Origin of the sequence: Jiangella endophytica, assembly GCF_003427025.1 — a bacterium.
Lineage (GTDB): Bacteria > Actinomycetota > Actinomycetes > Jiangellales > Jiangellaceae > Jiangella > Jiangella endophytica.
Window position 1 is genome coordinate 249,893 of sequence record NZ_QVAI01000001.1, and the last position, 26,216, is coordinate 276,108.

At 72.2% G+C, this 26,216-nt stretch carries 25 protein-coding genes; 20 read left to right on the forward strand and 5 right to left on the reverse strand.

Features of this window, described 5'->3' with window-relative positions; all coding sequences use genetic code 11:
- Nucleotides 1–34: 34 nt before the first annotated feature.
- Both DZA62_RS01185 and menE read right to left on the reverse strand, forming a co-directional pair.
- On the reverse strand, nt 35–910 hold the full coding sequence (locus DZA62_RS01185) for a 1,4-dihydroxy-2-naphthoate polyprenyltransferase (protein ID WP_116946959.1): 876 nt from the start codon (nt 908–910) through the stop codon (nt 35–37).
- Nucleotides 910–2,118 carry an o-succinylbenzoate--CoA ligase gene (gene menE / locus DZA62_RS01190; protein WP_116946960.1) on the reverse strand — a complete coding sequence of 403 codons (1,209 nt, stop codon included), beginning with the start codon at nt 2,116–2,118 and terminating at the stop codon, nt 910–912. The genes DZA62_RS01185 and menE overlap by 1 nt, the downstream gene beginning before the upstream one ends.
- A gap of 90 nt (nt 2,119–2,208) precedes the next feature.
- Between menE and DZA62_RS01195 the strand changes: the two genes are divergently transcribed.
- Entirely contained in the window at nt 2,209–3,222 is a 1,014-nt protein-coding gene (locus tag DZA62_RS01195; protein ID WP_116946961.1) for a DUF695 domain-containing protein, read from the forward strand.
- Nucleotides 3,223–3,246: 24 nt separating this feature from the next.
- On the opposite strand, the gene DZA62_RS01200 is transcribed toward DZA62_RS01195, so the two are convergent.
- Entirely contained in the window at nt 3,247–4,158 is a 912-nt protein-coding gene (locus tag DZA62_RS01200; protein WP_116947511.1) for a 1,4-dihydroxy-2-naphthoyl-CoA synthase, read from the reverse strand.
- Nucleotides 4,159–4,280: 122 nt separating this feature from the next.
- Here DZA62_RS01200 and DZA62_RS35425 point away from each other — a divergent pair, with 122 nt between their 5' ends.
- Nucleotides 4,281–5,357 carry a hypothetical protein gene (locus DZA62_RS35425; RefSeq protein WP_157987400.1) on the forward strand — a complete coding sequence of 359 codons (1,077 nt, stop codon included), beginning with the start codon at nt 4,281–4,283 and terminating at the stop codon, nt 5,355–5,357.
- Nucleotides 5,358–5,452: 95 nt separating this feature from the next.
- Nucleotides 5,453–6,604, forward strand: coding sequence for a hypothetical protein (locus DZA62_RS01205; protein ID WP_116946962.1), 1,152 nt, complete (start codon nt 5,453–5,455; stop codon nt 6,602–6,604).
- Nucleotides 6,605–6,620: 16 nt separating this feature from the next.
- Here the strand turns inward: DZA62_RS01205 and DZA62_RS01210 are convergent, their stop codons facing one another.
- Nucleotides 6,621–7,889, reverse strand: a complete 1,269-nt coding sequence (locus DZA62_RS01210) for an MFS transporter (protein ID WP_116946963.1) — start codon at nt 7,887–7,889, stop codon at nt 6,621–6,623.
- 56 nt (nt 7,890–7,945) lie between these two features.
- Here DZA62_RS01210 and DZA62_RS01215 point away from each other — a divergent pair, with 56 nt between their 5' ends.
- On the forward strand, nt 7,946–8,509 hold the full coding sequence (locus DZA62_RS01215) for a CGNR zinc finger domain-containing protein (protein WP_116946964.1): 564 nt from the start codon (nt 7,946–7,948) through the stop codon (nt 8,507–8,509).
- A complete protein-coding gene (menD, locus tag DZA62_RS01220; protein WP_116947512.1) occupies nt 8,506–10,167 on the forward strand; it encodes a 2-succinyl-5-enolpyruvyl-6-hydroxy-3-cyclohexene-1-carboxylic-acid synthase in 1,662 nt (553 codons plus the stop codon). Before DZA62_RS01215 ends, menD begins: the two co-directional genes overlap by 4 nt.
- 111 nt (nt 10,168–10,278) lie before the next feature.
- On the opposite strand, the gene DZA62_RS01225 is transcribed toward menD, so the two are convergent.
- Complete coding sequence (locus tag DZA62_RS01225; protein WP_116946965.1) at nt 10,279–11,529, reverse strand: isochorismate synthase; 1,251 nt, start codon at nt 11,527–11,529, stop codon at nt 10,279–10,281.
- Nucleotides 11,530–11,568: 39 nt separating this feature from the next.
- On the opposite strand from DZA62_RS01225, the gene DZA62_RS01230 reads away from it, so the two are divergent.
- The 15 genes from DZA62_RS01230 (at nt 11,569) to nuoK (ending at nt 26,140) form a co-directional block, all read left to right on the forward strand.
- A complete protein-coding gene (locus tag DZA62_RS01230) occupies nt 11,569–12,261 on the forward strand; it encodes a demethylmenaquinone methyltransferase (protein WP_116947513.1) in 693 nt (230 codons plus the stop codon).
- 4 nt (nt 12,262–12,265) lie between these two features.
- Complete coding sequence (locus DZA62_RS01235; protein WP_116946966.1) at nt 12,266–13,078, forward strand: DUF1707 SHOCT-like domain-containing protein; 813 nt, start codon at nt 12,266–12,268, stop codon at nt 13,076–13,078.
- A complete protein-coding gene (locus tag DZA62_RS01240) occupies nt 13,075–13,938 on the forward strand; it encodes a DUF1707 SHOCT-like domain-containing protein (protein ID WP_198663304.1) in 864 nt (287 codons plus the stop codon). Before DZA62_RS01235 ends, DZA62_RS01240 begins: the two co-directional genes overlap by 4 nt.
- Nucleotides 13,939–14,119: 181 nt before the next feature.
- A complete protein-coding gene (locus tag DZA62_RS01245; RefSeq protein ID WP_116946968.1) occupies nt 14,120–15,451 on the forward strand; it encodes a geranylgeranyl reductase family protein in 1,332 nt (443 codons plus the stop codon).
- Between the two features lie 52 nt (nt 15,452–15,503).
- Nucleotides 15,504–15,863, forward strand: a complete 360-nt coding sequence (locus tag DZA62_RS01250; protein ID WP_046768238.1) for an NADH-quinone oxidoreductase subunit A — start codon at nt 15,504–15,506, stop codon at nt 15,861–15,863.
- Nucleotides 15,864–15,872: 9 nt separating this feature from the next.
- Entirely contained in the window at nt 15,873–16,427 is a 555-nt protein-coding gene (locus DZA62_RS01255) for a NuoB/complex I 20 kDa subunit family protein (RefSeq protein WP_116946969.1), read from the forward strand.
- On the forward strand, nt 16,424–17,284 hold the full coding sequence (locus DZA62_RS01260; RefSeq protein WP_116946970.1) for an NADH-quinone oxidoreductase subunit C: 861 nt from the start codon (nt 16,424–16,426) through the stop codon (nt 17,282–17,284). The genes DZA62_RS01255 and DZA62_RS01260 overlap by 4 nt, the downstream gene beginning before the upstream one ends.
- Nucleotides 17,284–18,645, forward strand: a complete 1,362-nt coding sequence (locus DZA62_RS01265; protein WP_116946971.1) for an NADH-quinone oxidoreductase subunit D — start codon at nt 17,284–17,286, stop codon at nt 18,643–18,645. Before DZA62_RS01260 ends, DZA62_RS01265 begins: the two co-directional genes overlap by 1 nt.
- Nucleotides 18,642–19,355, forward strand: a complete 714-nt coding sequence (gene nuoE / locus DZA62_RS01270; RefSeq protein ID WP_116946972.1) for an NADH-quinone oxidoreductase subunit NuoE — start codon at nt 18,642–18,644, stop codon at nt 19,353–19,355. The genes DZA62_RS01265 and nuoE overlap by 4 nt, the downstream gene beginning before the upstream one ends.
- Nucleotides 19,352–20,680, forward strand: a complete 1,329-nt coding sequence (nuoF, locus tag DZA62_RS01275) for an NADH-quinone oxidoreductase subunit NuoF (protein ID WP_116946973.1) — start codon at nt 19,352–19,354, stop codon at nt 20,678–20,680. Before nuoE ends, nuoF begins: the two co-directional genes overlap by 4 nt.
- Complete coding sequence (locus tag DZA62_RS01280) at nt 20,680–23,136, forward strand: NADH-quinone oxidoreductase subunit G (RefSeq protein ID WP_116946974.1); 2,457 nt, start codon at nt 20,680–20,682, stop codon at nt 23,134–23,136. Before nuoF ends, DZA62_RS01280 begins: the two co-directional genes overlap by 1 nt.
- A gap of 5 nt (nt 23,137–23,141) precedes the next feature.
- On the forward strand, nt 23,142–24,449 hold the full coding sequence (nuoH, locus tag DZA62_RS01285) for an NADH-quinone oxidoreductase subunit NuoH (protein WP_116947514.1): 1,308 nt from the start codon (nt 23,142–23,144) through the stop codon (nt 24,447–24,449).
- The gene (nuoI, locus tag DZA62_RS01290; RefSeq protein WP_198663306.1) at nt 24,442–24,981 is read left to right on the forward strand and encodes an NADH-quinone oxidoreductase subunit NuoI; all 540 of its coding nucleotides are present in this window, start codon (nt 24,442–24,444) and stop codon (nt 24,979–24,981) included. Before nuoH ends, nuoI begins: the two co-directional genes overlap by 8 nt.
- A complete protein-coding gene (locus DZA62_RS01295) occupies nt 24,981–25,844 on the forward strand; it encodes an NADH-quinone oxidoreductase subunit J (protein WP_116946976.1) in 864 nt (287 codons plus the stop codon). Before nuoI ends, DZA62_RS01295 begins: the two co-directional genes overlap by 1 nt.
- The gene (gene nuoK / locus DZA62_RS01300; protein WP_116946977.1) at nt 25,841–26,140 is read left to right on the forward strand and encodes an NADH-quinone oxidoreductase subunit NuoK; all 300 of its coding nucleotides are present in this window, start codon (nt 25,841–25,843) and stop codon (nt 26,138–26,140) included. The genes DZA62_RS01295 and nuoK overlap by 4 nt, the downstream gene beginning before the upstream one ends.
- The last annotated feature ends 76 nt before the right edge of the window (nt 26,141–26,216 follow it).

The window sequence follows — 26,216 nt, forward strand, 5'->3', positions numbered from 1 at the left end:
TTCCCGACACCGGCCCGGCGCGTGGGCGAACCCCTCAGCCCACCGCCAGGCCGACCGTCAGCAGGACCGCGAAGACCAGCTCGGTCATGCCGGTCCGCTTCAGCACCGGGATGAGGTCTCGCCCGGTCGCCCGCCGGATCACCGGCAGGGCGGTCACCACGGCCAGTGGGGCGCACAGCAGCGTGAGGGCGCCCCACGGCCGTCCGGTGACGGCCAGCGCCGCCACGATCAGGAACGGCGCCGTCATCAGCAGTACGTAGAGCATCCGGCTGCGCTGCTCGCCGAGCGTCACCGCCAGCGTCCGCTTGCCGCTCACCGTGTCGGTGCCGATGTCGCGGATGTTGTTGACCAGCAGCAACGCGCATGCCAAGCAGCCGATGGCCACCGCCGACACCAGCGACGTCACCGTCAGCCGGTCGGCCTGCACATAGGTCGTCCCCGCCACGGCCACCAGGCCGAAGAACACGAACACCGAGATCTCGCCGAGCCCGCGGTAGCCGTACGGGTTGCGGCCGCCGGTGTAGTACCAGGCCGCCGCGATCGCGATCGCGCCGACGGCGAACAGCCACCAGTGCCCCGACCACGCCACCAGCGCCGCCCCGGACACGCCGGCCGCCACGAAGCTCCACAGCGCCGCCGCCTTCACCGCCGCCGGGCGCGCCGCGCCGGACCCGACCAGGCGGAACGGCCCGACGCGGTTCTCGTCGGTGCCACGGATGCCGTCGGAGTAGTCGTTCGCGTAGTTCACGCCGATCTGCAGCGCCAGCGCGACCACCAGCGCCAGCAGCGCCTTACCGAGGTGAGCGTCGTCGGCGGCTGCCGCGGCGCCCGTCCCCACCAGCACCGGCGCGACCGCGGCCGGCAGGGTCCGCGGGCGGGCGCCCTCGACCCACTGCCCGAGCGTCGCCATCAGGCCTCCGCCAGTCCCAGCCGGGCCGCCAGCGCGCGGCGGTCGGTCTTCCCGCCCGGAAGGGTGGGCAGCGCATCGAGCACGTGCAGCTCCTTGGGTGCGTAGGCGACGGGGTGCCGCTCGCGGACATGGGCACGGACGGAGTCCAGCGACGGCGGCCGCGTGGCGTCGGCGGGCACGACGGCGACGACGACCCGCTCGCCCCACTCGGCGTCGGGGACGGCGACGCTGAGCGCCTCGGCGACCTCCGGATGCGACGCGACGGCGGCGTCGACGGCGGCCAGCGGGACGTTCTCGCCGCCGGACACCGCGACGTCGTCGGCGCGGCCGAGCACCGTCAGGCGGCCGCCGTCGTCCAGCGAGCCGAGGTCGGACGTCGTGAACCAGCCGTCGTTGAACGCCGGCGCGAGGTCGGGGCGGAGCCGGTAGCCCGACGCCAGCATCGGACCGGCCAGCCGGATCCGTCCGTCGACGGCCAGCTCGACCCGCACGCCGTCCAGCGGCACGCCGTCGTAGACGCAGCCGCCGCAGGTCTCCGTCATGCCGTAGGTGGTGACGACCTCGATGCCGGCCTTGCGGGCGCGATCGAGCAGCGCGTCGTCGGCCGCGGCGCCGCCGACCAGCACGGCGTCGTACCCGGTGAGCGCGGCGAGCGGCGCTCGGCCCGCGTCGAGCAGCGTGCTCAGCTGCCGGGGGACCAACGCGGTGTAGCGGCGTCCGCCGCCGGCGAAGACCTGGACGCTGGCGGCCGCGAACAGCTCCGGGTCGAACCCGTCGCTGAGGTCGACCGCGGCCGGCTCCGTCCCCGCGATCACGGACCTGGCCAGCACCATCAGCCCGGCGATGTGGGTGGCGGGCAGCGCGAGCAGCCAGCGCCCCGGCCCGCCGAGCCGCTCCAGGGTCGCCTCGGCGGACGCCCGGACGGCGGCGGCGCTCAGCAGCGCCCCCTTCGGCCGCCCCGTCGATCCCGACGTCGGCACGATGAACGCGACGTCGTCCTCCAGCGGCCGGCGCGGCGCGAACTCCGCCAGCAGCTCGTCGCGCACCGCGGCCGGTGACGAGGGCAGCGGCAGCAGCGCGTCGCCGCCGGTCAGCGCCGCCGCGACCGCGGGCAGCAGCCGCGGCACCACGGCGGGGCGCAGCGGCACCTCGACCGTGGTGAGGCTGCGGCGGCTCGACGGGCCGGGCGGCGGAGTCTGCGTCTGCATGGCACCTCCACCCTAGAGGCCGAACGCCCTCCGTCCGGCGACGGCCCGGCGCCGGAATGCCATGTCCGGGGTGGGTGGAACACTTCCGGCATGCCGCTGTTCCGCCGCGGATCGCGCGAGGTCGCGTCGCATCCCGTCACGGCGTTCTGGACCTGGTGGGCCGCCGAGGGCCATCGGATCAGCCCGCACGAGGTGTCGCCGCTCGCGGACGAGCTGACCCGGCTCGTGCGAGCGATCCAGCCCGATCTCACCTGGCACTTCGGCCGTGGCGCCCGCGCGACCCACCGGCTGACGGTCACGGCCGGTGGCGTCGCGGAGATCCGGCCGAGTGCCGAGCGCTGGTTCCGCGCCGCGCCCGCCGCCGACGCGACCTGGGAGTTCAGCCCCAGCCAGCAGGCCGACCCCGCCACCCTCGACAACGTCCTGGAGATCGGGGGCCGCCGGCTCGAGCTGGCGGCGACCGTCTTCAGCATCGAGCTCTCGGTCGACGAACTCCGGGTCCACGTCGGCGTACATCACCCGGAGTTCGGCGGTCTCCCGGAGGACGTCCGGGGTCAGATCAGCTTCCTGGTGCTCGACTGGCTGCTCGGTGAGGACGACGTCGAGCGCTGGCTCGGCCACGTCGAGCCGCTGCCGGCCGCTCCCGCCGTCGCGGAGTCCGGCGACGGTGTCAGGGCCGCGGTCGCCGAGATCGCGGCCCGGCGCGACCCGGACACCTGGGTGCTCGGGCAGTGGCAGGACCGCGACGGCCTGCCCGGGTTGGCGATCTCCCGCCGCGGGCTGCGCTGGCTCGACCATCCCACGTTCGACCGGCATCAGGTCGTCACCGCCAGGTACGCCGCGCAGCCGAACGGACTGCCGGAGGACCCCGGCGCTCTCGACGGTCTGCGTGCGATCGAGTCGCAGCTCGAAGCCGCGCTCGGTAACCGCGGCATCTTCGTCGGTCACGAGTCGCACCGTGGCGTGCGGACCTTCCACGTCTACACCGACGGCGAGGACCAGAACGCCGACGCGGCTCTGGCCGACTGGGTCGCGGCCCGAGGGCTCACCGTCGAGTCGCGACCCGACCCGGCCTGGTCGCAGGTGCGCCACCTCACCGGCTGAGTCCGTCCGAGCGGCGCGATCGCCTCAGAAGTACCAGGGGAACCGGGACCAGTCGGGCGTCCGCTTCTCCAGGAACGCGTCGCGGCCCTCGACCGCCTCGTCGGTCATGTAGGCCAGCCGCGTCGCCTCGCCGGCGAAGACCTGCTGGCCGACCATGCCGTCGTCGATGGCGTTGAAGGCGAACTTGAGCATCCGCTGCGCCGTGGGGCTCTTGCCGTTGATCTTCGCCGCCCACTCCAGCGCGACGTTCTCGAGGTCGGCGTGCGGGACGACGGCGTTGACCATGCCCATGCGGTGCGCGTCGGCGGCCGAGTACTCGTCGCCGAGGAAGAAGATCTCGCGGGCGAACTTCTGGCCGACCTGCCGGGCCAGGTACGCCGAACCGAAGCCGCCGTCGAACGAGCCGACGTCGGCGTCGGTCTGCTTGAAGCGGGCGTGCTCGGCGCTGGCCAGGGTGAGGTCGCTGACGACGTGCAGGCTGTGCCCGCCACCGGCCGCCCAGCCCGGCACCACCGCGATGACCACCTTCGGCATGAACCGGATCAGCCGCTGCACCTCGAGGATGTGCAGCCGCCCCGCCCGCGCGGCGTTGACGGTCTCGGCGGTCTCGCCGCTGGCGTACTGGTAGCCGGAACGGCCGCGGATGCGCTGGTCGCCGCCGGAGCAGAAGGCCCACCCGCCGTCCTTCGGCGACGGCCCGTTGCCGGTCAGCAGCACGCAGCCGACGTCGGGTGTCATACGGGCGTGGTCGAGCGCGCGGTACAGCTCGTCGACGGTGTGGGGCCGGAACGCGTTGCGCACCTCGGGCCGGTCGAACGCGACCCGCACGGTGCCGCGGTCGCGCCCGTCCTCGACGTGGCGGTGGTACGTGATGTCGGTGAAGTCGAAGCCCTCGACAGGGCGCCAGCGGGACGGGTCGAACGGTGCGGTCGTCACGCCGATCACGCTAGCCGGTGCCTCTGTCCGGGCGCCCGGATAGGGTCGCGCCCGGATGCCGACCCGGGTCGTCGACCCGGGCGGGCCACAGGTGTTCGGGGGGAAGAATGCGCAGGCCGGGCGTGCGGTGGTTACCTGCCGCCATCATGGTGGTCACGGCGACGGCGGCCTGCTCCAGCGGCGACGCGGAGCCGGAGGCGGTCGCCGCGACACCGACGCCGACGTCCACCATCGCGTCGGGCTCGTCAGGGGGCAACGTTCCGCCGCCGGTCACCCGCAGCCCCGAGTCGAACGTGGTGTTCCGGTGGGTGTCGGTGGTGGACGAGCTCAGCAGGTCGCGCGTGGCCCTCCCCGAGGGCGCGAAACCGATCGCGAACACCATCCCCCGGCCGGACGGTACGACCGTCACCACCCGTGGCTTCGTCTTCGAGCACGCCGACGGCGTCCTCGGATTCGAGCTGATCGACGACTTCGCCACGATGGACGACCTCGACAAGCTGGCCGAGTTTCTGGCCGCCAGCGTCGACGGCGCCGTCCGCACGACGGAGGAGGCCGACACCGGGCGCGAGCGTGGCATCGACGGCGAGATCTCCTACGGCGACAACCAGGTGATGCTGTTCCGGATCCTGGTGCAGGACAGCAACGGCGACGTGTGGAGCGGCTTCGTCGGCGGCCCGGAGTCCGACCTGAGGCGGCTGGAGTCCGAGTTCAGCCGGCTCACCGGGTCGGTGGTGCTGCGCGGGTGGGCCGACCCGGAGGCACCGCCCGCCGACCCGGTCGAGCCGGCGTCGTGGGTGGCGGTGGTGGACGAGCCCAGCGGCATCAGCGCCGACCTGCCGGGCGCGGTCGTCATGGAGGACCGCTCGGTCGAGGGCATGCCGCAGCGGGGGTACTTCCACGTCAGCGGCGTCGGCTTCCTCGTCGTCGACTACCCGTCGGACGACTACCCGCTCGACGCGGTCCTCTACGACATGGCGACGAGTCTCGGCGACGTGGTCGACAGCGTCGAGCCGGCCGAGGGCGCCGGTGACGAGGCCCTCGACGGCGTCCTCACCGACGGGGAGGGGTGGGTGTGGGCGTACCGGGCGATCGCGCTGGACGACCGGATCCTGCTGCTGCACGCCGTCGACACCGCCGAGAAGCTGACCGACTCACAGGCGTCGGTGCAGCGGATGTCGGATTCCCTCACGGTCCCCTGAGAAAGAGGGAACGAACGGGCCGATTCGGTCGTCGAAGGGGTGTGGGAGGACCGGGTCGGGGCCGACATGCGTCGGTGATCATGGAAAATAGGGGCATGAAGTACCGCGTGCTGGCCGTGACCGGCGTTCTGGCCCTCGTCGTGGCGGCGGTGTTCGCCATCCTCGGCGCCACCAACGACGACGACCCCACGGCCAGCGGCGGCGGGGGCGACGACGCCAGCATCGTGCAGGTGGCCGCCTCGCCGGCGCCCGAGCAGGTGGCCGCCGCCATCGCCGCGGAGCCGCCGGCCGCGCCCCAGGACCTGTCGCTGGTCCTGACCGCCCCGGCGGAGGCCCGCCCGGGCGCGTCGGTCACCTTCGGCGCCAGCTGGATCACCCCGACCGGCGAGGACATCAGCGGCGAGGTCGACCTCCAGCGCATCGAGGGCAACTCCTGGGCCACCGTCACGACGGTCCCGGTCGAGAACGGCGCCGGCGACGTCGACGTGCAGGTGCAGTCGTCGGGCATCTACCGGCTCGCCTACGGCGGCGGCCCCGAGGTCGAGGCGGTCGCGTCGCCCGAGGTCGTCATCACGGCGGGCTCGCCGCTGGTGTCGCGCATCACCGCCACCGCCGAGAAGTCCGACGACGGCGTGGGCGTCACCGCCGCGTGGACCACCGAGGGCGGCGTCCCGATCCTCGGCGAGATCGGGCTCGAGCAGCAGTCCGACGGCGCGGAGTGGGCGCCGGTGTCCGCCGTCACCACCACGGCCGAGGGCACCGCGATCGCCGAGGCCACCGCCGAGCACACCACGCGGTTCCGGTTCAGCTACGCCGGCGGCAGCCGGTTCGGCGCCGTCGTCAGCGAAGAGGCCCTCGCCCTCGGCGACGACGTCCGCACCATCCCGGTCGAGACCTGCGAGGACAGCGTCGACATCGACAACCTCGGCAACGGCATCGGCTGCCACTACACGCCGGTCGAGTCCGGCACGTTCGTCGTCGCGCACGACTACCTCGGCAACTCGTGGTGGAACTCCATCCCCGAGGGCACGTTCGTCCAGCTCGAGGGCGAGTTCACCGGGTTGTACGAGGTGGTCGACCGGGTCATCGCGCAGGGCCGCGGCTCCGCGCTCGGCTCGGCGTCGAACTGGACCTGCGGCGAGGACTGCGACATCATCCTGCAGACCTGCCAGGGCAGCAACACCGGCTTCACCTGGCTGCGCCAGGTCGAGGACGGGACGCAGCCCGAGGACCAGCCGCAGACCTGACGGCTACGGCTGCTGGTCAGCTCGCGCGCGAGAGCCGGGCCGCCTCGTCGATCGACGCCAGCCGGCGCACCGGCGAGAACGCCACCCACAGCGTCGCCAGGGCCATGCCGCACGCGCCGGTCACCATCGCCGTCCGCCCGTCGGTCAGGCCCGCCAGCAGCCCGCCCAGGGACGCACCCACCGGGATCGCGCCCCACGAGATCAGCCGGTACGCCGCGTTGACCCGGCCGCGCAGCTCCTCCGGCAGCGCCGCCTGGCGCAACGTCACCGCGTGGACGTTGGCGATGCCGATCCCCACGCCCATGACCACGAACACCGAGCCGAACAGCGCCAGGATCCCGACGGCGTCCGTGCCGGCCAGCGCGACCAGCACCGGCGCGGTGTTGCCGAGGATCAGCGTGATCAGCAGCACGCGGCCGTAGCCGAACCGGCCGGTCACCCGTGACCCGAACCAGGCGCCGAGGAACGAGCCGACCCCGCCGGCGGTGAAGACGATGCCGATCTGCACCGGGCTGAGCCCGGCCTCGCGCACCGTGAACAGCATCAGCCCGAGGACGAAGATCTCGTTGAACAGGTTGAATGTCGTCGCCTCGCCGAGCAGCGCCCGGATGAACCGGTTGCGCAGCGCCTCGCGCAGCCCTGCTGTCACCTCCCCCCAGGACGGCCGGGCGGACGCCGCCGCGCGCGGCGCCTCGACCAGGGCGATGCCGCGCAGGCTGAGCGCCGACACCAGGTACGTGACGGCGTTGACCAGCATCGCGACGGGGGCGGAGGCCGCCTGGACGAGCAGCCCGCCGAAGCCGCGCGCGCCGATCTCGTTCGCCGACTGCGCCGCCGCCAGCTTCCCGTTCGCGTCGACCAGTTGCCGCGGTGTCACGACGTCCGGCACGAACGCGAAGTCCGCGACCTGGTAGAGCACCGTCAGCACGCCGGCCAGGAACATGACGACGTAGAGCAGCTCGATCTGCGCCAGCCCGGCCCAGATCGCGATCGGGATCACCAGGATCAGCCCGAACCGGCCGAGGTCGGCGCCGATCATCAGCGGCAGCCGGCGCCGTCGGTCGACCAGCAGGCCCAGCGGCAGGGTGGCCAGCAGGAACGGCAGGAACTGGGCCGTCCGCAGGGCGCCCAGCTCGCCCGGCGTGGCCGCCAGCACACCGATCGCCAGCAGCGGCACGGCCAGCTCGGCGACCTCGGACCCGAACGTCGAGACCGCCGAGCCGGTCCAGAGCCGGCGGAAGTCGCGGCTGTCCCAGGCTCGAGTGCTGGCCGTAACCGATGTCATGGATTCAGAGGTTATGGAGTAACCGATGAAATCCGCAAGAGGGTTATGCTCGGAGCATGTCCGGAGCCAGCACGCCGGCGCCCGGCCGGCTCGAGACCGTCCGGCGCTTCGTCAACACGCTCGACATCGATGCGGGGACCGATGCGCTGACGTCGCCGGGTCAGCTCGTCGGCTGGTTGTCGTCAGCGGACCTGCTGACCGGCACGACCGGCGGCGGACGCGACGACCTCGTCCATGCGGTCGCCGTCCGCGAGGCGCTGCGCGATGTGCTGGCCGCCAACCACGGCGGCGAGCCGATCCCGCCCACCGCGCTCACCGTCCTCAACGACGCCGCGGGTCGCGCCCGGCTGACCGCGACCCTCACCGCCCGCGACGGCTGGCGGTCCCGTCCGTCCGCCGGCGGCGTCGACGGCGCGCTCGGCGGGCTGCTCGCACTGGTCGGCGACGCGATGGCCGACGGGACGTGGTCGCGGCTGAAGGTGTGCGTCAACGACACCTGCCGGTGGGCGTTCTACGACGAGTCGCGGGCGCGGTCGGGCAAGTGGTGCTCGATGCAGGTCTGCGGCAACCGGGCCAAGCAGCGGGCGTGGCGCGGGCGCAGGGCAGAATCGACCCCGTGAACCCCTCCACGTGGGCGGCCCGCACGCTGGTCACCGAGCTGGTCCGGCACGGCGTCCGGCACGTCGTGCTGGCGCCGGGCTCGCGCTCGGCGCCGCTGGCCCACGCGCTGGCGACGGCGTCCGCGCGCGGCGACCTGCGGTTGCACGTCCGCGTCGACGAGCGGGTCGCGGCCTTCACGGCGCTCGGACTGGCCCGGGTGGCCGGGCCGGTCGCCGTCGTGACGACGTCCGGCACCGCGGCGGCGAACCTGCACCCCGCCGTCCTGGAGGCGTCGCACGCGGGGGTTCCGTTGCTGCTGCTCACGGCCGACCGGCCGCACGAGGTCCGCGGGACGGGCGCCAACCAGACCACAGACCAGGTGCGGCTGTACGGCTCGGCCGTCCGGTTCTTCGCCGACGTGCCGGCTCCGTACGGGCGGCCGGGTGAGGACGCCGACCTGCGCGCGCTGCTGGCCCGCGCTGTCGCGGCCGCCGCCGGCATCCGTTCGGGCGATCCCGGCCCCGTCCACCTCGACCTCGCCTTCCGCGAGCCGCTGGTGCCGGACGACGACGCCGAGTGGCCGGCGTCTGCCGCGGGTGCGGTGGACGTGGTGGCCACGGCCGCGTCGGCGGCCGCGCCGGTGCTGCTGGACGCGGGGCCGCGGACGGTTGTCGTCGCGGGTGACGGCGCCGGGCCCGACGCGCGGGCGTTCGCCGAGGCCGCCGGTCTCCCGCTGCTCGCCGAGCCGTCGTCCGGCGCCCGGTCCGGCCCGAACGCCGTCGGGCCCTGTCGACTGCTGCTCGAGCGGCCGGAGCTCGGCGGTCGCGTCGAGCGCGTGGTCGTGTTCGGGCACGCGACGCTGTCGCGGCCGGTCAGCGCGCTGCTGGCGGGCGAGTCCGCCGAGGTGGTGGTCGTCGGCGGCGCGCCCGACTGGATCGACGCCGGTCGGCGGGCCGCACGGGTGGTGTCGGCGGTCGCCCCGCCGCCGGGTCGCGTCGACGGCGGGGAGTGGCTGGGGGCCTGGCAGCGCGCCGCCAAGACCGCCCAGGACGCCCTCGACGACGTGCTCGCCGCCGGTCCCCTCACCGGGCCGGCGGTGGCCGCGCTCGTCTGGGCGGCACGCCGTCCGGGCGAGGCGCTGGTGGCCGGCTCGTCGAACCCGGTCCGCGACCTCGACCTCGCCGCCGCGCCGGCCCTCGACGACCTCGCCGGGCCGGTGCTGGCCAACCGCGGCCTGGCCGGCATCGACGGCACGCTCTCGACCGCGACCGGCGTGGCGCTGGCCTCGCGTGCGCCGGTGCGTGCGCTGGTCGGCGACCTCACCTTCCTGCACGACGCCGGGGGCCTGCTGATCGGCCCGCTCGAGGACCGCCCCGACCTGCAGATCGTGGTCGTCAACGACGACGGAGGCGGCATCTTCGCGCTGCTCGAACACGGCGACCCGGCACACGCCGACCGGTTCGAACGGGTCTTCGGCACCCCGCACGGCGCCGACCTGGCGGCCCTGTGTGCCGGCTACGGCGTCGCGCACCGGCGCGTGACGGACGCGGCGTCGCTGCGCTCCGCGCTGGGCGAGCCGGTGACGGGGCGCAGCGTGCTGGAGGTCCCGGTCGCCCGTGCCGCCCTGCGCGACCTCCACGCCCGCCTCCGCGCCGCTGTCGACGTCGCCCTCGGCTGACATCGCGCCCCGCCCAGAAGTTGATCTTGGAGTTCTTCGGTTATCTATGCGGCAAATCGGACACCTGGGCCGAACAACTCCAAGATCAACGTGGGTCCGTGGCGGGGGTAGTCAGGTGGAGAGCGCGTCGCGCATCGGCACCAGCTTGGCGACGCTCTCGGCGAGCTCGGCGGCGGGGTCGGAGCCGGCGACGATGCCGCAGCCGGCGAAGAGCCGCAGCCGGGCACCGGAGACCTCGGCGGAGCGCAGCGCGATGCCCCACTCGCCGTCGCCGCGGGCGTCCATCCAGCCGACCGGGCCGGCGTAGCGGGCGCGGTCCAGGCCCTCGATCTCGCGGATGACGTCCAGCGCGACCGGCGTCGGGGTGCCGCCGACCGCCGCGGACGGGTGCAGTGCGGCCGCCAGCGCGAGCGACGAGGCGTCGGAGTCGGTGACGCCGGCGAGGTCGGTGGCCAGGTGCATGACGTTGGGCAGGTGCAGCACGAACGGCGACTCGGGCACGTTCATGCTGGAGCAGAACGGCGCGAGCGCGTCGGCGACGGAGCGGACGGCGTACTCGTGCTCCTCGAGGTCCTTGCTGGACCGGGCCAGCGACGCCGCCAGCGCGAGGTCGTGCTCGTCGTCGCCGGTGCGGCGGATGGTGCCGGCGAGGACGCGCGACGTGACGAGGCCGCGCTCGCGCCGCACCAGCAGCTCCGGCGTCGCGCCGATCATGCCGTCGACGCTGAACGTCCAGCAGTGCGGGTACCCGGCCGACAGCCGCTGCAGCGGCCAGCGGATGTCGATCGGCTCGGGGCTCTCGGCGACGAGGTCGCGCGCGAGCACCACCTTCTCCAGCGAGCCGGCCACGATGCGGCGCACCGCCTCGGCGACGATGCTCTGCCACTGGGTGCCCGAGCGCGAGCCGTCGGCGTACACGACGTCGATCGGCCGCCGCGCCGGCGACACCGGCGGCAGCGCAGCTCCGCCGGGCAGGTTCCCGGTGACGTCGATGGTCGTCACCCACCAGCGCCCGGACCGGTGCCCCACGACGGTGTCCGGGAGGACCAGCGACGACGAGCCGGGGATGTCGTCGAAGGCGAACGAGCCGAACGCGATGGGGCCGGTGCCGGGCAGCCGGACCTCGTCGCGGACGACGGCGGTGCCGACCATGCGCCGCCACCAGCGGTCGGCGGCGACGAACCGGTTGGCGCCGATGGTGTCGAACCGGGCCGCCTGCCCCCAGCCGACGACCCCCTCGCCCTGCCGGACCCAGGCCATCGGGGAGTCCTCGGGCAGCAGCTCCAGCAGTGGTCCCGGGTCCGGGACCTCCGTGGTGCGCACGACCATCGGCGCGGATGCGGGCAGCGTCGTCACGACCATCAAGAGTAAGGCCGTCGGGCCCCGGCTACAGTGACGGACGTGACCCGGGCCTCCTTGGAGAAGCAGCCGCACGAGGTGGCGGCGATGTTCGACGACGTCGCCGAGAAGTACGACCTCACCAACGACGTGCTCTCGCTCGGCCAGGACCGCGCCTGGCGGCGGGCCGTCGTCGCCGCGCTGGGGGTGGGGCCGGGGGAGCGCGTGCTCGACCTCGCCGCCGGCACCGGCACCTCGAGTGAGCCGTTCCGCGCCCGCGGCGCGTTCGTCGTGCCGTGCGACTTCTCCCTCGGCATGCTCCGGACCGGCCGGCGGATGCACGCCGACATGCCGTTCGTGGCCGGCGACGCGACCCGGCTGCCGTTCGGCGACGACGTGTTCGACGCGGTCACCATCTCCTTCGGCCTGCGCAACGTGCACGACCCGATCGCCGGGCTGCGCGAGCTGCTGCGTGTCACCCGGCCCGGCGGCCGTGTCGTGGTGAGCGAGTTCAGCCACCCGACGTTCGCGCCGTTCCGCAAGGTCTACGTCGAGTACCTGATGCGCGCGCTGCCGCCGGTCGCCCGGCGGGTGTCCAGCAGCCCGGACGCCTACGTCTACCTGGCCGAGTCCATCCGGGCCTGGCCCGACCAGCCCGGCTTGGCCGCCTGGATGCGCGAGGCCGGCTGGTCCGACGTCCGCTGGCGCAACCTCAGCGCCGGCATCGTCGCGCTGCACCACGCCGTGAAGCCCTGACCGCATGGCCCGGGGGCGCAACAGGCAGCCGGACGACAGCGACCGCCGGCGGTACACGACGGTGCTCGACACCGCGCGGGCCGAGGGTCGCATCGACGACGCCGAACTGTCGCGGCGCTCGTTCACCATCCGCTACGCCCGGACCGTGGGCGAGCTGGACGCCGTCGTCGACGACCTGCCCGGGCCGCGGGTCACGCCGAAGAACTCGGTGGCGACGATGGTCGTCGCGGGGGCAGCGGTGGTCGCCGCGGTCGGTCTCGGGATCCTGGCGTCGGGCAACACCAGCGACGACCCGTCCGACGAACCGCAACCCGTCGCCGAGGCGCCGCCGGTCGAGCCGGCCGAGCCGGTCGAGGACACCCCGGTCGACATGTTCTCCGCTGCCGAGCTGACCCGCATGTGGGAGGTGCTGGCCCGGCTTCCGGTGGCCGGCCTCGGGAGGATCTACCTGCACGACGACTGGGCCGACCTCGAGGTGCAGTCGGCGCCGGGGGCGCTCACCTACGACGACCTCGAGTACGACGGCGCACTCGGCGTCCCCGAGGCGGGCAGCACGATCAACGACGAGCCCGAGGCGGTCTTCTTCCCTTTGGACGAGGTGCACCCGGCCGTGGTCGCGGCCTGCGCCGCCAACGCCGCGGAGATCGCCGGCCGGGCCGGCCGCGCGGTGAGCATGATCGTCATCGACCGCGACGTGTCCTACGGCGACATCGTCACCATCAGCGTGCACCTCGAGACCGACGCGTACGGCGTCGGCGCGGTGGTCACCTGGGACGCCAGCGGCAAGTACCTGCTCGACGACGGGATCGACGAGTGAGCCGCGCCGACCGCCGCTGGCGGCCGTCGGACGCCGACCGCGACCGGTACGCGTCCGCCATCTCGGAGGCGTTCGCCGAGGGCCGCATCGACGCCGCCGACATGGAGAGCCGCACCGCGCTGGTGCACGAGGCGAAGTCGATCGCCGACCTCGACGCGCTGGTCGACGACATGCCCCCGCCCGCTCCGGCTCCGACGCACGACCCGCCCGTGCCGCCGCAGCACCGGACCCGGCGGGTGCTCCTCGTGGTCGCCGCGCTGGCGTTCGGCGCGATCGTCCTCTCCGGCATCATCGGCGCGGTGCTGTTCAACACCCTCGGCGACGAGGGCTCGAGCAGCGCGGACCCGCCGCCGGTCGCCGAGGCGCCGGTCGCCGAGGCCCCGGTGCCGGAGGAGGTGCCGCCGCCGGTCGACATCCCGCTGCCGGACGTCGCGACGGAGAAGCTGGGCCTGTTCACCGAGGCCGGCCTGAACCAGCTGTGGGCGGCGGCCGACGACGTCGAGCCCAGCAACCTCAGCCTGTGGCCGGACCGCGCGACGCTGGAGATCCGGTCCGGCACGGAGCGGCGTTCCCTCGACCGCGTCGAGTACAGCGGTGGCCTGCTGCTCGGTCACGAGCCCTACACGGACCTGCCCGACTCCCGGCCGGACGACGAGGTGTTCTTCTCGTGGAGCGACGTCACGCCGCAGGCGGTGCTGGCCGCGATCGACGGCACCCCGGCGGTCAGCGGGGCGCCGGCCGGCTACGTCATCATCGACCGCGGGTTCGACGGCGAGGTCAACATCCGCGTCTATCCGGACGGTGACAGCCGGGCGAGTTACGTGCGCTGGGACGCCACCGGGCGGCAGGTCCTGCAGTAGTACGGACGGCACCGAATTACGCAACGTTGTTGCTGCGTAAATCCGCAGGTCAGGGCGGGTGACCCGGGGTGAGTGACACGACAGGCAACCCCTACACTTAGGTCCGAGTGTGCGCTCGTGAACGGATTCACGAGCGTGCCGCCACGAACCGAACAGTGACACGCATCCCGAGGATCCGTCGATGAGCCAGCGCACTGGTCGCCCGCGACCGAGCGCCCCGACCCGTACCGCCGGCGAGGCCGACGTCATCGTCGTCGGCGCCGGACCGGCCGGGTCGACCACGGCGTACTACCTGGCCCGGTCCGGGCTGGACGTGCTGCTCCTCGAGAAGGCGTCGTTCCCGCGCGACAAGGTCTGCGGCGACGGCCTGACGCCGCGCGCCGTCCGGCAGCTGGTCCGCATGGGCGTCGACACCAACGCGCCGGGCTGGATCCGCAACAGGGGCCTGCGCATCATCGGCGGCGGCATGCGGCTGCACCTGCCGTGGCCGGAGCTGGCCAGCTACCCCGACTACGGCCTGGTCCGCACCCGCACCGACTTCGACGAGCTGCTGGCCCGGCACGCGGCCGACGCCGGCGCCCGGCTGCACGAGCGCACCAACGTCACCGCGCCGGTGCTGGACGAGCGCACGGGCCACATCGTGGGCGTCACCGCGAAGCCGCTGGACGAGCGCGGCCGGGCCGCCGGCGAGGCCGTCACCTATCGCGCCCCGCTCGTGGTCGCCGCCGACGGGACGTCGTCGCGGCTGTCCACCGCCATGGGCATCCACAAGCGCGACGACCGCCCGATGGCCGTCGCCGTCCGCACGTACTACAAGACGCCGCGGCACGACGACGACTGGATGGAGTCCTGGCTGGAGCTGTGGGCCGATGCTGAGGACGGGCGCGGCGGCAGACATCTCCTACCCGGCTACGGCTGGATCTTCGGCACCGGCAACGGCACCAGCAACGTCGGTCTCGGCATCACGAACACCTCCAAGGCGTTCGGGCGGGTCGACTACAAGGACATGCTGCGCCGCTGGGCTGCGCAGACACCACCGGAATGGGGCTTCACCGAGGAGAACCAGGTCGGTGACATCCGCAGCGCGGCGTTGCCGATGGGATTCAACCGTCAGCCCCACTACAGTCGTGGGCTGCTCCTGGTCGGCGACGCCGGTGGCATGGTCAATCCCTTCAACGGCGAAGGCATCGACTACGCGATGGAGGCGGCCGGCCTGGCGGCCACCGTCGTCGCCGACGCGCTCTCCCGGGATGCCGCCGGACGGGAGCGGGTGCTGCAGGGCTATCCTGCGGCGCTGAAGCACGAACACGGTGGCTACTTCACGCTCGGCCGCATCTTCGTCAGATTGATCGGTGACCCCCGGATCATGAGAATCGCCCGGAACCACGGCCTGCCGCGGCCCTGGCTGATGAAGTTCACGCTGAAGCTGCTGGCCAACCTGACCGACCACCGCGACGGTGACGTGTACGACCGCGTCATCAACGCGATGACCCGACTCGCCCCGGCGGCGTGAGGAGCACCATGCAGGACGTCTTGCTGAACTCAGTGCAGAGGAGTGGCCCGGCGTGAACGCCTACGCACCGATCCTCGGCCTCATCCTGCTCGCTGCGGTCTTCGCGGTGGGCTCGGTGGCCTTCTCCGTGGTGGCCGGCCCGAAGCGGTACAACCGGGCACGGCTGGACTCCTACGAGTGCGGCATCGAGCCGACACCGCAGCCGGTGGGTGGTGGCCGGTTCCCGGTCAAGTACTACCTGACCGCGATGACGTTCATCATCTTCGACATCGAGATCATCTTCCTGTACCCGTGGGCGGTCCGGTTCGACCACCTCGGGCTCTTCGGTTTCGTCGCGATGGTGACGTTCATCTTCCTGATCACCGTGCCGTTCATCTACGAGTGGCGGCGCGGCGGGCTCGACTGGGACTAGAGGCGAATCATGGGTGTTGAAGAGAAGCTGCCGTCGGGTGTCCTGCTGACCAGCATGGAGAACCTGCTCGGGTACCTGCGCAAGGGCTCGGTCTGGCCGGCGACGTTCGGCCTGGCCTGCTGCGCCATCGAGATGATGGCGTTCGGCGGTCCCCGGCACGACTCCGCGCGCTTCGGCATGGAGGTGTTCCGCGCCTCGCCGCGGCAGGCCGACCTGATGATCGTCGCGGGCCGGGTGAGCCAGAAGATGGCGCCGGTGCTGCGGCAGATCTACGACCAGATGGCCAACCCGAAGTGGGTGCTGTCGATGGGTGTCTGCGCCTCGTCCGGCGGCATGTTCAACAACTACGCCATCGTCCAGGGCGTCGACCACGTCGTGCCCGTCGACGTGTACCTGCCGGGCTGCCCGCCGCGGCCGGAGATGCTGATCGACGCCATCCTCAAGCTGCACGACCAGATCCAGCACACCAAGCTGGGCGCGCAGAAGGTCGCGGCCGACGCCGAGCTCGAGCAGGTGGCGCTGCGGGCCGAGGCCACGCACGAGATGAAGGGCCTGCTCCGGTGAGCGACAACGACCCTCAGAGCGGCAAGCAGGACCCGGACGAGGTCGAGGAGGCCGCGCGCACGCGAGCCGAGACCAGCCCGGTCGAGGAGCAGAGCGCGGCGGAGGCACCCGCCGAGGAGGCCGCCGCCGAGGCGCCCGAAGACGAATCGACGGCCGAGGCTCTCGACACCACGGGTCCGGCGCTGCCGCCCGAGCACCCGTCGCGGCGCGGCATGTTCGGCGCCTACGACGGCAGCGGCGACACCACCGGCTACGGCCGGCTGGTCGTCCGCGACACCAACCCGGTGCGCGGCGGCTCCACCCCGCGCCCGTGGCCGGAAGAGCTGGAGCAGCTCGGCGACGACGTCAGCGCCGCCTTGCAGGAGGCCGGCAGCACCGACGCCGACACGTTCGAGAAGGTGCTCGTCGACCGCGGCCAGGTCACCTTCTTCGTGAAGCGCGAGAAGCTGGCCGAGGTGGCCCGGATCTTCCGCGACGACCCGCTGCTGCGGTTCGAGCTGTGCATGGGCGTCAACGGCGTGCACTACCCGGAGGAGACCGGCCGCGAGCTGCACGCCGTCATCCAGCTGCTCTCGATCACCCACAACCGCCGGGTCAACCTCGAGGTCACCTGCCCCGACTCCGACCCGCACATCCCGTCGATCGTCCACACGTACCCGTCGGCCAACTGGCACGAGCGCGAGACGTACGACTTCTTCGGGATCCTCTTCGACGGCCACCCGGCGCTGACCCGCATCCAGATGCCGGACGACTGGCCGGGGCACCCACAGCGCAAGGACTACCCGCTCGGAGGCATCCCCGTGGAGTACAAGGGCGCGACCATCGCGCCGCCGGACGAGCGGAGGGCGTACAACTGATGAGCCAGCAGGACGTCACCTTCACTCCCGCCGGCGACGACACCGACGACCCGTACGCGGGCGTGCGCGAGACCACCGAGGGCCCGGTCTACACCGTCACCGGTCAGGACTGGGACGACGTGGTCGGCGCCGCCGCGGCCGGCGAGGAGCGCATCGTCGTCAACATGGGCCCGCAGCACCCGTCGACGCACGGCGTGCTCCGGCTCATCCTCGAGCTCGACGGCGAGACGGTCACCGAGGCCCGGTGCGGCATCGGCTACCTGCACACCGGCATCGAGAAGAACATGGAGTACCGGACGTGGACCCAGGGGGTCACGTTCGTGACCCGCATGGACTACCTGTCCCCGTTCTTCAACGAGGCCGCCTACGTGCTGGGCATCGAGAAGCTGCTCGGCATCACCGACGACATCCCCGACCGGGCCAACGTCATCCGCGTCATGATGATGGAGCTCAACCGCATCTCGTCGCACCTGGTCTGCATCGCGACCGGCGGCATGGAGATGGGCGCGCTCACCGTCATGACCAACGGGTTCCGCGAGCGCGAGCGCACGCTCGACCTGTTCGAGCTGATCACCGGGCTGCGCATGAACAGCGCGTACATCCGCCCGGGCGGCGTCGCGCAGGACCTCCCGCCCGGCGCTGTCGAGAGCGTCCGCGAGTACCTGCGCTGGATGTGGGACCACATCGGCGACTACGAGGCGTTCTGCAACGAGAACCCGGTCTTCAAGGGCCGCACCGTCGGCGTCGGCTACCTCGACCTCGCCGGCTGCATGGCACTGGGCATCACCGGCCCGGTGCTGCGCTCCACCGGCCTGCCGTGGGACCTGCGCAAGTCGCAGCCGTACTGCGGCTACGAGACCTACGACTTCGAGGTGCCCACCCGCGACACCAGCGACTCCTACGGGCGCTTCCGCATCCGCATCGACGAGATGAAGGAGTCGCTGAAGATCGTCGAGCAGTGCCTGGACCGGCTGGAGCCGGGCCCGGTCATGGTCGGCGACAAGAAGATCGCGTGGCCGGCTCAGCTGGCCATCGGCAGCGACGGCATGGGCAACTCGCTCGACCACATCCGCCACATCATGGGTGAGTCGATGGAGGCGCTGATCCACCACTTCAAGCTGGTCACCGAGGGCTTCCGGGTCCCGGCCGGCGAGGTGTACGTGCCGATCGAGAGCCCCCGCGGCGAGCTCGGCGCGCACGTGGTGTCCGACGGCGGCACCCGCCCGTGGCGCGTGCACTTCCGCGACCCGTCCTTCAACAACCTGCAGGCCGTACCGGCGATGTGCGAGGGTTCGATGGTGGCCGACGTCATCGTGGCCGTCGCGAGCCTCGACCCGGTGATGGGTGGATGTGACCGATGACCGACGTGAACGACGTGCAGCCGGACGAGGCTGCGATCAGCCCGCTCGACGACACCGTCCGGGCCGAGATGGCCGAGATCATCGCCCGCTACCCGGAGCCGCGGTCGGCGCTGCTGCCGATGCTGCACCTCGTGCAGTCGCGCCAGGGCTACGTGACCCCCGAGGGCATCGAGCTGTGCGCCGAGGTGCTCGACATCACCGAGGCTGAGGTGGCCGCGGTGGCGACGTTCTACACGATGTACAAGCGCCGCCCCGTCGGCGAGTACCACGTCGGCGTCTGCACCAACACGCTCTGCGCGATCATGGGCGGCGACGCGATCTGGGACGACCTGTCCGAGTACCTCGGCGTCGGGCACGACGAGACCACCGAGGACGGCAAGGTCTCGCTGGAGCGGGTGGAGTGCAACGCCGCCTGCGACTTCGCGCCCGTCATGGTCGTGAACTGGGAGTTCATGGACAACCAGACGCCGGGCTCGGCGCGCGAGCTGGTCGACAGGTTGCGCGCCGGCGAGGAGGTCGTGTCGACCCGCGGCCCGCGCATCTGCACGTGGAAGCAGGCCGAGCGCGTGCTCGCCGGGTTCCCCGACGGCCAGGCCACCGAGGGCGTCTCAGCCGGTCCGGCCTCGCTGGTGGGCCTGGAGCTGGCGCACGAGAACGGCTGGACCGCGCCCGAGGGCGGGCAGCGCGAGCTGGGAGGTAGCAAGAAGTGAGTGAGGTCAGCAAGCTCACCCCGGTCCTCACCGCCCGCTGGGACCAGGCCGACTCCTTCACGCGACGCAACTACGAGAAGGCCGACGGCTACAAGGCGCTGCGCCGGGCGCTGCAGCGCAAGCCCGAGGACATCGTCGAGATGGTGAAGGACTCCGGCCTGCGCGGCCGCGGCGGCGCCGGGTTCCCGACGGGGATGAAATGGAGCTTCATCCCGCCTCAGGACCCAGCCGAGCCCAAACCGGTGTATCTGGTGGTGAACGCCGACGAGTCCGAGCCGGGCACCTGCAAGGACATTCCGCTGATGATGGCCGACCCGCACGTGCTGGTCGAGGGTGTCATCATCACGTCCTTCGCCATCGGCGCGAAGCACGCCTTCATCTACATCCGCGGCGAGGTGCTGCAGGTCTACCGCCGGGTGCTGAACGCCGTCGCCGAGGCGTACGAGGCCGGTTACCTGGGCCAGAACATCCTCGGCTCCGGGTTCGACCTCGACGTCGTGGTGCACGCGGGCGCCGGCGCCTACATCTGCGGCGAGGAGACCGCGCTGCTCGACTCGCTGGAGGGCCGCCGCGGCCAGCCGCGGCTCAAGCCGCCGTTCCCGGCGGTGGCCGGCCTGTACGCGTCGCCGACGGTCATCAACAACGTCGAGACGATCGCCTCGGTGCCGTCGATCGTGTCCGGCGGCGCGGAGTGGTTCCGCAGCATGGGCAACGAGAAGTCGCCCGGCTACGGCATCTTCTCGCTGTCCGGCCACGTCACGAAGCCGGGCCAGTACGAGGCGCCGCTGGGCATCACGCTGCGCGAGCTGCTCGACCTCGCCGGTGGCATCCGGGGCGGGCGCGAGCTGAAGTTCTGGACGCCGGGCGGCTCGTCGACGCCGATGCTGACGGCCGAGCACGTCGACGTCCCGCTGGACTTCGAGGGCATGGCCGGGGTCGGCTCGATGCTGGGCACCCGGGCCCTGCAGATCTTCGACGACACCACCTGCGTCGTCCGCGCGACGGCCCGGTGGATCGAGTTCTACAAGCACGAGTCCTGCGGCAAGTGCACGCCCTGCCGCGAGGGCTTCTGGTGGATGGTGCAGATCCTCGAGCGGCTGGAGGAGGGCAACGGCACCGAGGCCGACCTGGACAAGCTGCTGGACATGAGCGATAACATCGCTGGCCGCTCGTTCTGTGCGCTCGCCGACGGCGGGGTGGCGCCCGTGGTCTCGTCCATCCAGCACTTCCGCGACGAGTACATCGCGCACTTCGAGCACGGCGGCTGTCCGTTCGACCCGGCCGCCTCGACGCTGTTCGCGCAGGAACTGGGGGCCAAGGCCTGATGACCGTGACGACCAACTCCACGTCCGACACCGTGGAGCCGCAGCCGAACCTGGTGACGGTCACCATCGACGGCTTCGAGGTGAGCGTGCCCGAGGGCACGCTGGTCATCCGCGCGGCCGAGCTCATCGGCATCCAGATCCCGCGGTTCTGCGACCACCCGCTGCTCGAGCCCGTCGGCGCCTGCCGCCAGTGCATGGTCGAGGTGCCCGACATGGGCAACGGCCGAGGCATGCCCAAGCCACAGGCGTCCTGCACGCTCACCGTCGCCCCCGGCATGGTGATCAACACCCAGTTCTCCTCGCCGGTCGCCGACAAGGCGCAGCAGGGGATCATGGAGTTCCTGCTGATCAACCACCCGCTGGACTGCCCGGTCTGCGACAAGGGCGGCGAGTGCCCGCTGCAGAACCAGGCGATGAGCAACGGCCGCGGCGACTCCCGCTACGAGGGCAAGAAGCGGACCTACCCGAAGCCGATCAACATCTCCGCTCAGGTGCTGCTGGACCGCGAGCGCTGCGTCCTGTGCGCCCGGTGCACCCGGTTCTCCAAGGAGATCGCCGGCGACCCGTTCATCGAGCTGCTCGAGCGCGGCTCGCTGCAGCAGGTCGGCATCTACGAGAAGGAGCCGTTCGAGAGCTACTTCTCCGGCAACACCATCCAGATCTGCCCGGTCGGGGCGCTGACCAGCGCGGCGTACCGGTTCCGGTCCCGCCCGTTCGATCTGGTGTCCGTCCCATCCGTGGCCGAGCACGACGCGTGCGGCAGCGCGATCCGGGTCGACCACCGCCGCGGGTCGGTCATGCGCCGGCTGGCCGGCGACGACCCCGAGGTGAACGAGGAGTGGATCACCGACAAGGACCGCTTCGCGTTCCGCTGGCCCACCCTCGACGACCGCATCACGCACCCGCTGGTCCGCGACGAAGAGACCGGTGAGCTGGTCGTGGCGTCGTGGCCGGAGGCGCTGACGATCGCCTCGCAGGGTCTGGCCCGGTCGCGCGACGCCGGCGGCGTCGGCGTCCTGACCGGCGGCCGGCTGACGCACGAGGACGCCTACGCGTACGCGAAGTTCGCCCGGGTGGCTCTCGACACCAACGACGTCGACTTCCGGTCGCGGCCGCACTCGGCCGAGGAGGCCGGCTTCCTGGCGTCCGTCGCCGGATCCGGCCTGGGCGTCACGTTCACCGACGTCGAGAAGGCGCCGGCCGTGCTGCTCGTCGGACTGGAGCCCGAGGAGGAGGCCGGCGCGCTGTTCCTGCGGCTGCGCAAGGCCAACCGGAAGAACGGCACGCGGGTGCACGCCATCGCGCCGTTCGCGACCCGCGGCCTGACGAAGACCGGCGGCACGTTGCTGCCGGCGGCGCCGGGCACCGAGCCGGAGATCCTCAACGCCATCACGCTCGGCGACGACCGCGTCGCCTACCTGGGCGACGCGCTGCGCGAGAAGGGCGCGGTCATCCTGATCGGCTCGCGACTGGCGACGATCCCGGGCGCGTTGTCCGCGGCCGCTCGCGTCGCGACCGTCACCGGCGCCCGCCTGGCCTGGGTGCCGCGCCGTGCCGGTGAGCGCGGCGCGCTCGAGGCCGGCGCGCTGCCGACCCTGCTGCCCGGCGGCCGGCCGGTCGCCGACCCGGAGGCCCGGGTCGACGTCGCCGCAGCCTGGTCCGTCGAGTCGCTGCCGTCGCTGCCCGGCCGCGACACGACCGGCATCCTGTCGGCGCTGACCAGCGGTGTGCTGGCCGGTGCCCTGGTGGCCGGCGTCGAGCTGACCGACCTGCCGGACCCGGCCGCCGCGAAGCGCGCGCTCGAGACCGCCGGCTTCGTGGTCAGCCTCGAGGTGCGGCGCAGCGAGGTCACCGAACTCGCCGACGTCGTGCTTCCGGTGGCGCCCCCGGTCGAGAAGGCCGGCACGTTCGTCAACTGGGAGGGCCGTCTGCGGCCGTTCCCCGCGGTGCTCGCGCAGACGCCGTCGCTCAGCGACGCCGCCGTGCTCGATGCCGTCGCCGGCGAGCTGGGCATCCGCCTGGGGCTGCGCGACGTCGACGACGTCCGCGCCGAGATCGCCGAGCTGGGCGTCTGGGACGGCGCCCGCCCCGAGTCCACCGACACCCCGCCCGCCGGCCCGCCGAGGCCCGGTGAGCGCGAGGCGGTGCTGGCCAGCTGGCGGCTCATGCTCGACAGCGGCCGGCTGCAGGACGGCGAGCCGCACCTGGCGGCGACGGCGAGGACGGCCGAGGCGCGCATCTCCGCCGGCACCGCCGCCGAGGTGGGCGTCGCCGACGGCGAGCTGCTCACCGTCAGCACGGGGGCCGGCTCGATCAACGTTCCGGTGCGGGTGACGCAGATGCCCGACCGCGTGGTCTGGCTGCCGGAGAACTCGAACGGCTCGACGCTGCACCAGACGCTCGGCGTCGGCGCCGGCCAGGTCGTGAAGCTCGCGGGTGGAGGTATCGAGTCGTGATCGCGATCGCCGCTGAGACGACAGCCAACGAGGTACCCGGGTTCGGCAGCGACCCCTGGTGGATCGTCGCCATCAAGGTCGTGGCGATCTTCGTGCTGCTGATCCTGCTGACGCTGTTCAACATCGTGTTCGAGCGCAAGGTCGTGGCGCGCATGCAGCACCGCCTCGGCCCGAACCGCACCGGCCCCGGTGGCTGGCTGCAGAGCCTCGCCGACGGCACCAAGCTGATGTTCAAGGAGGACATCATCCCGAAGGCGGCCGACAAGGTCGTCTACGTCCTCGCGCCGATCGTCGCGCTGGTGCCGTCGTTCCTGATTCTCGCGGTCATCCCGATGGGCCCGGAGGTCTCGATCTTCGGCCACGAGACCCGCCTGCAGCTCACCGACCTGCCGGTCGCGGTGCTGTTCACGCTGGCCATCGCCTCGGTCGGCGTCTACGGCCTGATGCTGGCCGGCTGGTCCAGCGGCTCGACGTACCCGCTGCTCGGCGGCCTTCGCTCGACCGCTCAGGTCATCTCGTACGAGCTGGTCATGGGGCTGTCGTTCGTCGGTGTGTTCCTGTTCGCCGGCACCATGTCGACGTCGGGCATCGTCGCTGAGCAGGAGCGGCTCTGGTACGGCATCATCCTGCTGCCGTCGTTCCTCATCTACCTCATCGCGATGGTGGGCGAGACGAACCGGGCGCCGTTCGACCTGCCCGAGGCCGAGGGCGAGCTGGTGGCCGGCTGGGGCACCGAGTACTCGTCGTTCAAGTACGCGATGTTCTTCCAGGCCGAGTACTTCAACATGGTCAACGTCTCGGCCATCGCCACCACGCTGTTCCTGGGTGGCTGGCGGGCGCCGTGGCCGATCTCGGCCATCAACGACGGCATGTTCAACACCGGCTGGTGGCCGCTGCTGTGGTTCCTGGGCAAGGTCATCCTGTTGATCTTCGTCTTCATCTGGCTGCGCGGCACCCTGCCACGGTTGCGGTACGACCAGTTCATGCACTTCTGCTGGAAGGTGCTGCTGCCGATCTCGCTGGTCTGGATCGTCGCGGTGGCCGGCATGCGGCTGGCGTTCAACGAGGGCATCGAGCGCAACCAGATCCTCCTGTACGGCGGCATCGCCGTGGCGGTGCTGCTGATCGGCAGCCTGCTGATCCCGGAGAAGAAGACGCCGGCCGAGCCGGAGCCGGCCGAGCCACCGGAGTTCGACGCGTTCGCCGGCGGCCACCCGGTGCCGCCGATGCCGGGCCAGGAGTTCGTGGCGGCGCGCATCCCCGCGGCCACCACCAAGACTGACGACCGTACCGAGGAGAGCAGTCGTGCCTAAGTTCCTCGACCCGGTGGCGGGGTTCGGAGTCACGTTCCGGACCATGTTCCGCAAGCCGGTCACCGAGCAGTACCCGGAGCACCCGCATCCGGTGGCGCCGCGCTTTCACGGTCGGCACCAGCTCAACCGCCACCCCGACGGGCTGGAGAAGTGCGTCGGGTGTGAGCTGTGCGCCTGGGCCTGCCCGGCCGACGCCATCTACGTCGAGGGCGCGTCCAACTCTGATGAGGAGGGCGGCGAGGGCCGCTTCTCTCCGGGCGAGCGGTACGGCCGCGTCTACCAGATCAACTACCTGCGCTGCATCCTCTGCGGCCTGTGCATCGAGGCGTGCCCGACCCGCGCGCTGACGATGACCAACGAGTACGAGCTGGCCGACCACACGCGCGAGAGCCTCATCTACGAGAAGCAGGACCTGCTCGCGCCGCTGCTGCCGGGCATGGAGGAGCCGCCGCACCCGATGCGGCTCGGCGACGACGAGCGCGACTACTACCTCGGCGCGGGCCTCGGCCGCTCCAGCGGTGAGGGGGCGTGATGGGCGAGGCAGCCCTGTTCTGGGTCATGGCGCCGGTCGCCGTGCTGGGCGCGCTCGGCCTGGTGTTCTCGCGCAAGGCCGTCCACGGCGCGCTCTGCCTGGCCGTGACGATGATCTCGCTGGCGCTGTTCTACATCGCGCAGGAGGCGCCGTTCCTCGGCGTCGTGCAGATCGTCGTCTACACCGGCGCGATCATGATGCTCTTCCTGTTCGTGATCATGCTGGTCGGCGTCGACTCCTCGGACTCCCGGGTCGAGACGATCCGCGGCCAGCGGGTCGCCGCGACGCTCGCCGTCGCCGGTGTCGTGCTGCTGCTCGCCGGCGTCACCATCCGGGCCACGCTGCCCGAGGAGCCGGTCGGGCTGAACCAGGCGACGCCGGACGGCAACGTCTCGGCCATCGCCGACGCGATCTTCGGCACCTACGTCTGGGCCTTCGAGATCGTCGCCGCGCTGCTGATCACCGCCGCCGTCGGCGCCATGACGCTGACCCACCGCGAGCGCATCGTCGCCAAGGCGACCCAGAAGGAGCTGTCGATCAAGCGGTTCTCCGAGGGCCGGCCGGGCGACGCCGCGGGGCTCCCGGTCCCGGGCGTGTACGCGCGGCACAACGCCGTCGACACCCCGGCCCTGCTGCCCGACGGCACGCCGAGCGAGGACTCCGTCAACCGGGTGCTGATCGCCCGCGGCGCGGCCCGCTCCACCGACGAGTTCCGGCACCACCCGACACCGGCCGACGTCGAGGCGGCAGCGACCGAGACGAGCTTCTCCGTCGAGGGCGAAGATGTCGCAGCGGGCGAGTCCGACAATCGTGCCGGCGAGATCGGCACCGACGACGACGCGTCCGGAGGTGAGCGCGCATGAACCCGACCAACTACCTGGTGCTGTCGATCATCCTGTTCTCGATCGGCGCGGCCGGCGTGCTCATCCGGCGCAATGCGCTGGTGGCGTTCATGTCCGTGGAGCTCATGCTCAACGCGGCCAACCTGGCGTTCGTCACCTTCGCCCGGATGCACGGCAACCTCGACGGTCAGATCGTGGCGTTCTTCGTCATGGTCGTGGCGGCGGCCGAGGTCGTCGTCGGGCTGGCGATCATCGTGACGATCTTCCGAACTCGCAGGTCCGCGTCGGTCGACGACGCCAGCCTGCTGAAGCTCTGACGGGCGTGAGGAACCAGTGACTTCCACACTCAGCGCGCTGGCGACGGCTGTCGCCACCGAGGGCGGGCACGGCGGC

Bases quoted from the DNA above. Each gene is read 5' to 3' on its own strand.
- DZA62_RS01185 (WP_116946959.1), bottom strand. From the start codon at position 910: ATGGCGACGCTCGGGCAGTGGGTCGAGGGCGCCCGCCCGCGGACCCTG.
- menE (WP_116946960.1), bottom strand. From the start codon at position 2,118: ATGCAGACGCAGACTCCGCCGCCCGGCCCGTCGAGCCGCCGCAGCCTC.
- DZA62_RS01195 (WP_116946961.1), top strand. From the start codon at position 2,209: ATGCCGCTGTTCCGCCGCGGATCGCGCGAGGTCGCGTCGCATCCCGTC.
- DZA62_RS01205 (WP_116946962.1), top strand. From the start codon at position 5,453: ATGAAGTACCGCGTGCTGGCCGTGACCGGCGTTCTGGCCCTCGTCGTG.
- DZA62_RS01210 (WP_116946963.1), bottom strand. From the start codon at position 7,889: ATGACATCGGTTACGGCCAGCACTCGAGCCTGGGACAGCCGCGACTTC.
- DZA62_RS01215 (WP_116946964.1), top strand. From the start codon at position 7,946: ATGTCCGGAGCCAGCACGCCGGCGCCCGGCCGGCTCGAGACCGTCCGG.
- DZA62_RS01225 (WP_116946965.1), bottom strand. From the start codon at position 11,529: ATGGTCGTGACGACGCTGCCCGCATCCGCGCCGATGGTCGTGCGCACC.
- DZA62_RS01235 (WP_116946966.1), top strand. From the start codon at position 12,266: ATGGCCCGGGGGCGCAACAGGCAGCCGGACGACAGCGACCGCCGGCGG.
- DZA62_RS01245 (WP_116946968.1), top strand. From the start codon at position 14,120: ATGAGCCAGCGCACTGGTCGCCCGCGACCGAGCGCCCCGACCCGTACC.
- DZA62_RS01255 (WP_116946969.1), top strand. From the start codon at position 15,873: ATGGGTGTTGAAGAGAAGCTGCCGTCGGGTGTCCTGCTGACCAGCATG.
- DZA62_RS01265 (WP_116946971.1), top strand. From the start codon at position 17,284: ATGAGCCAGCAGGACGTCACCTTCACTCCCGCCGGCGACGACACCGAC.
- nuoE (WP_116946972.1), top strand. From the start codon at position 18,642: ATGACCGACGTGAACGACGTGCAGCCGGACGAGGCTGCGATCAGCCCG.
- DZA62_RS01280 (WP_116946974.1), top strand. From the start codon at position 20,680: ATGACCGTGACGACCAACTCCACGTCCGACACCGTGGAGCCGCAGCCG.
- DZA62_RS01295 (WP_116946976.1), top strand. From the start codon at position 24,981: ATGGGCGAGGCAGCCCTGTTCTGGGTCATGGCGCCGGTCGCCGTGCTG.
- nuoK (WP_116946977.1), top strand. From the start codon at position 25,841: ATGAACCCGACCAACTACCTGGTGCTGTCGATCATCCTGTTCTCGATC.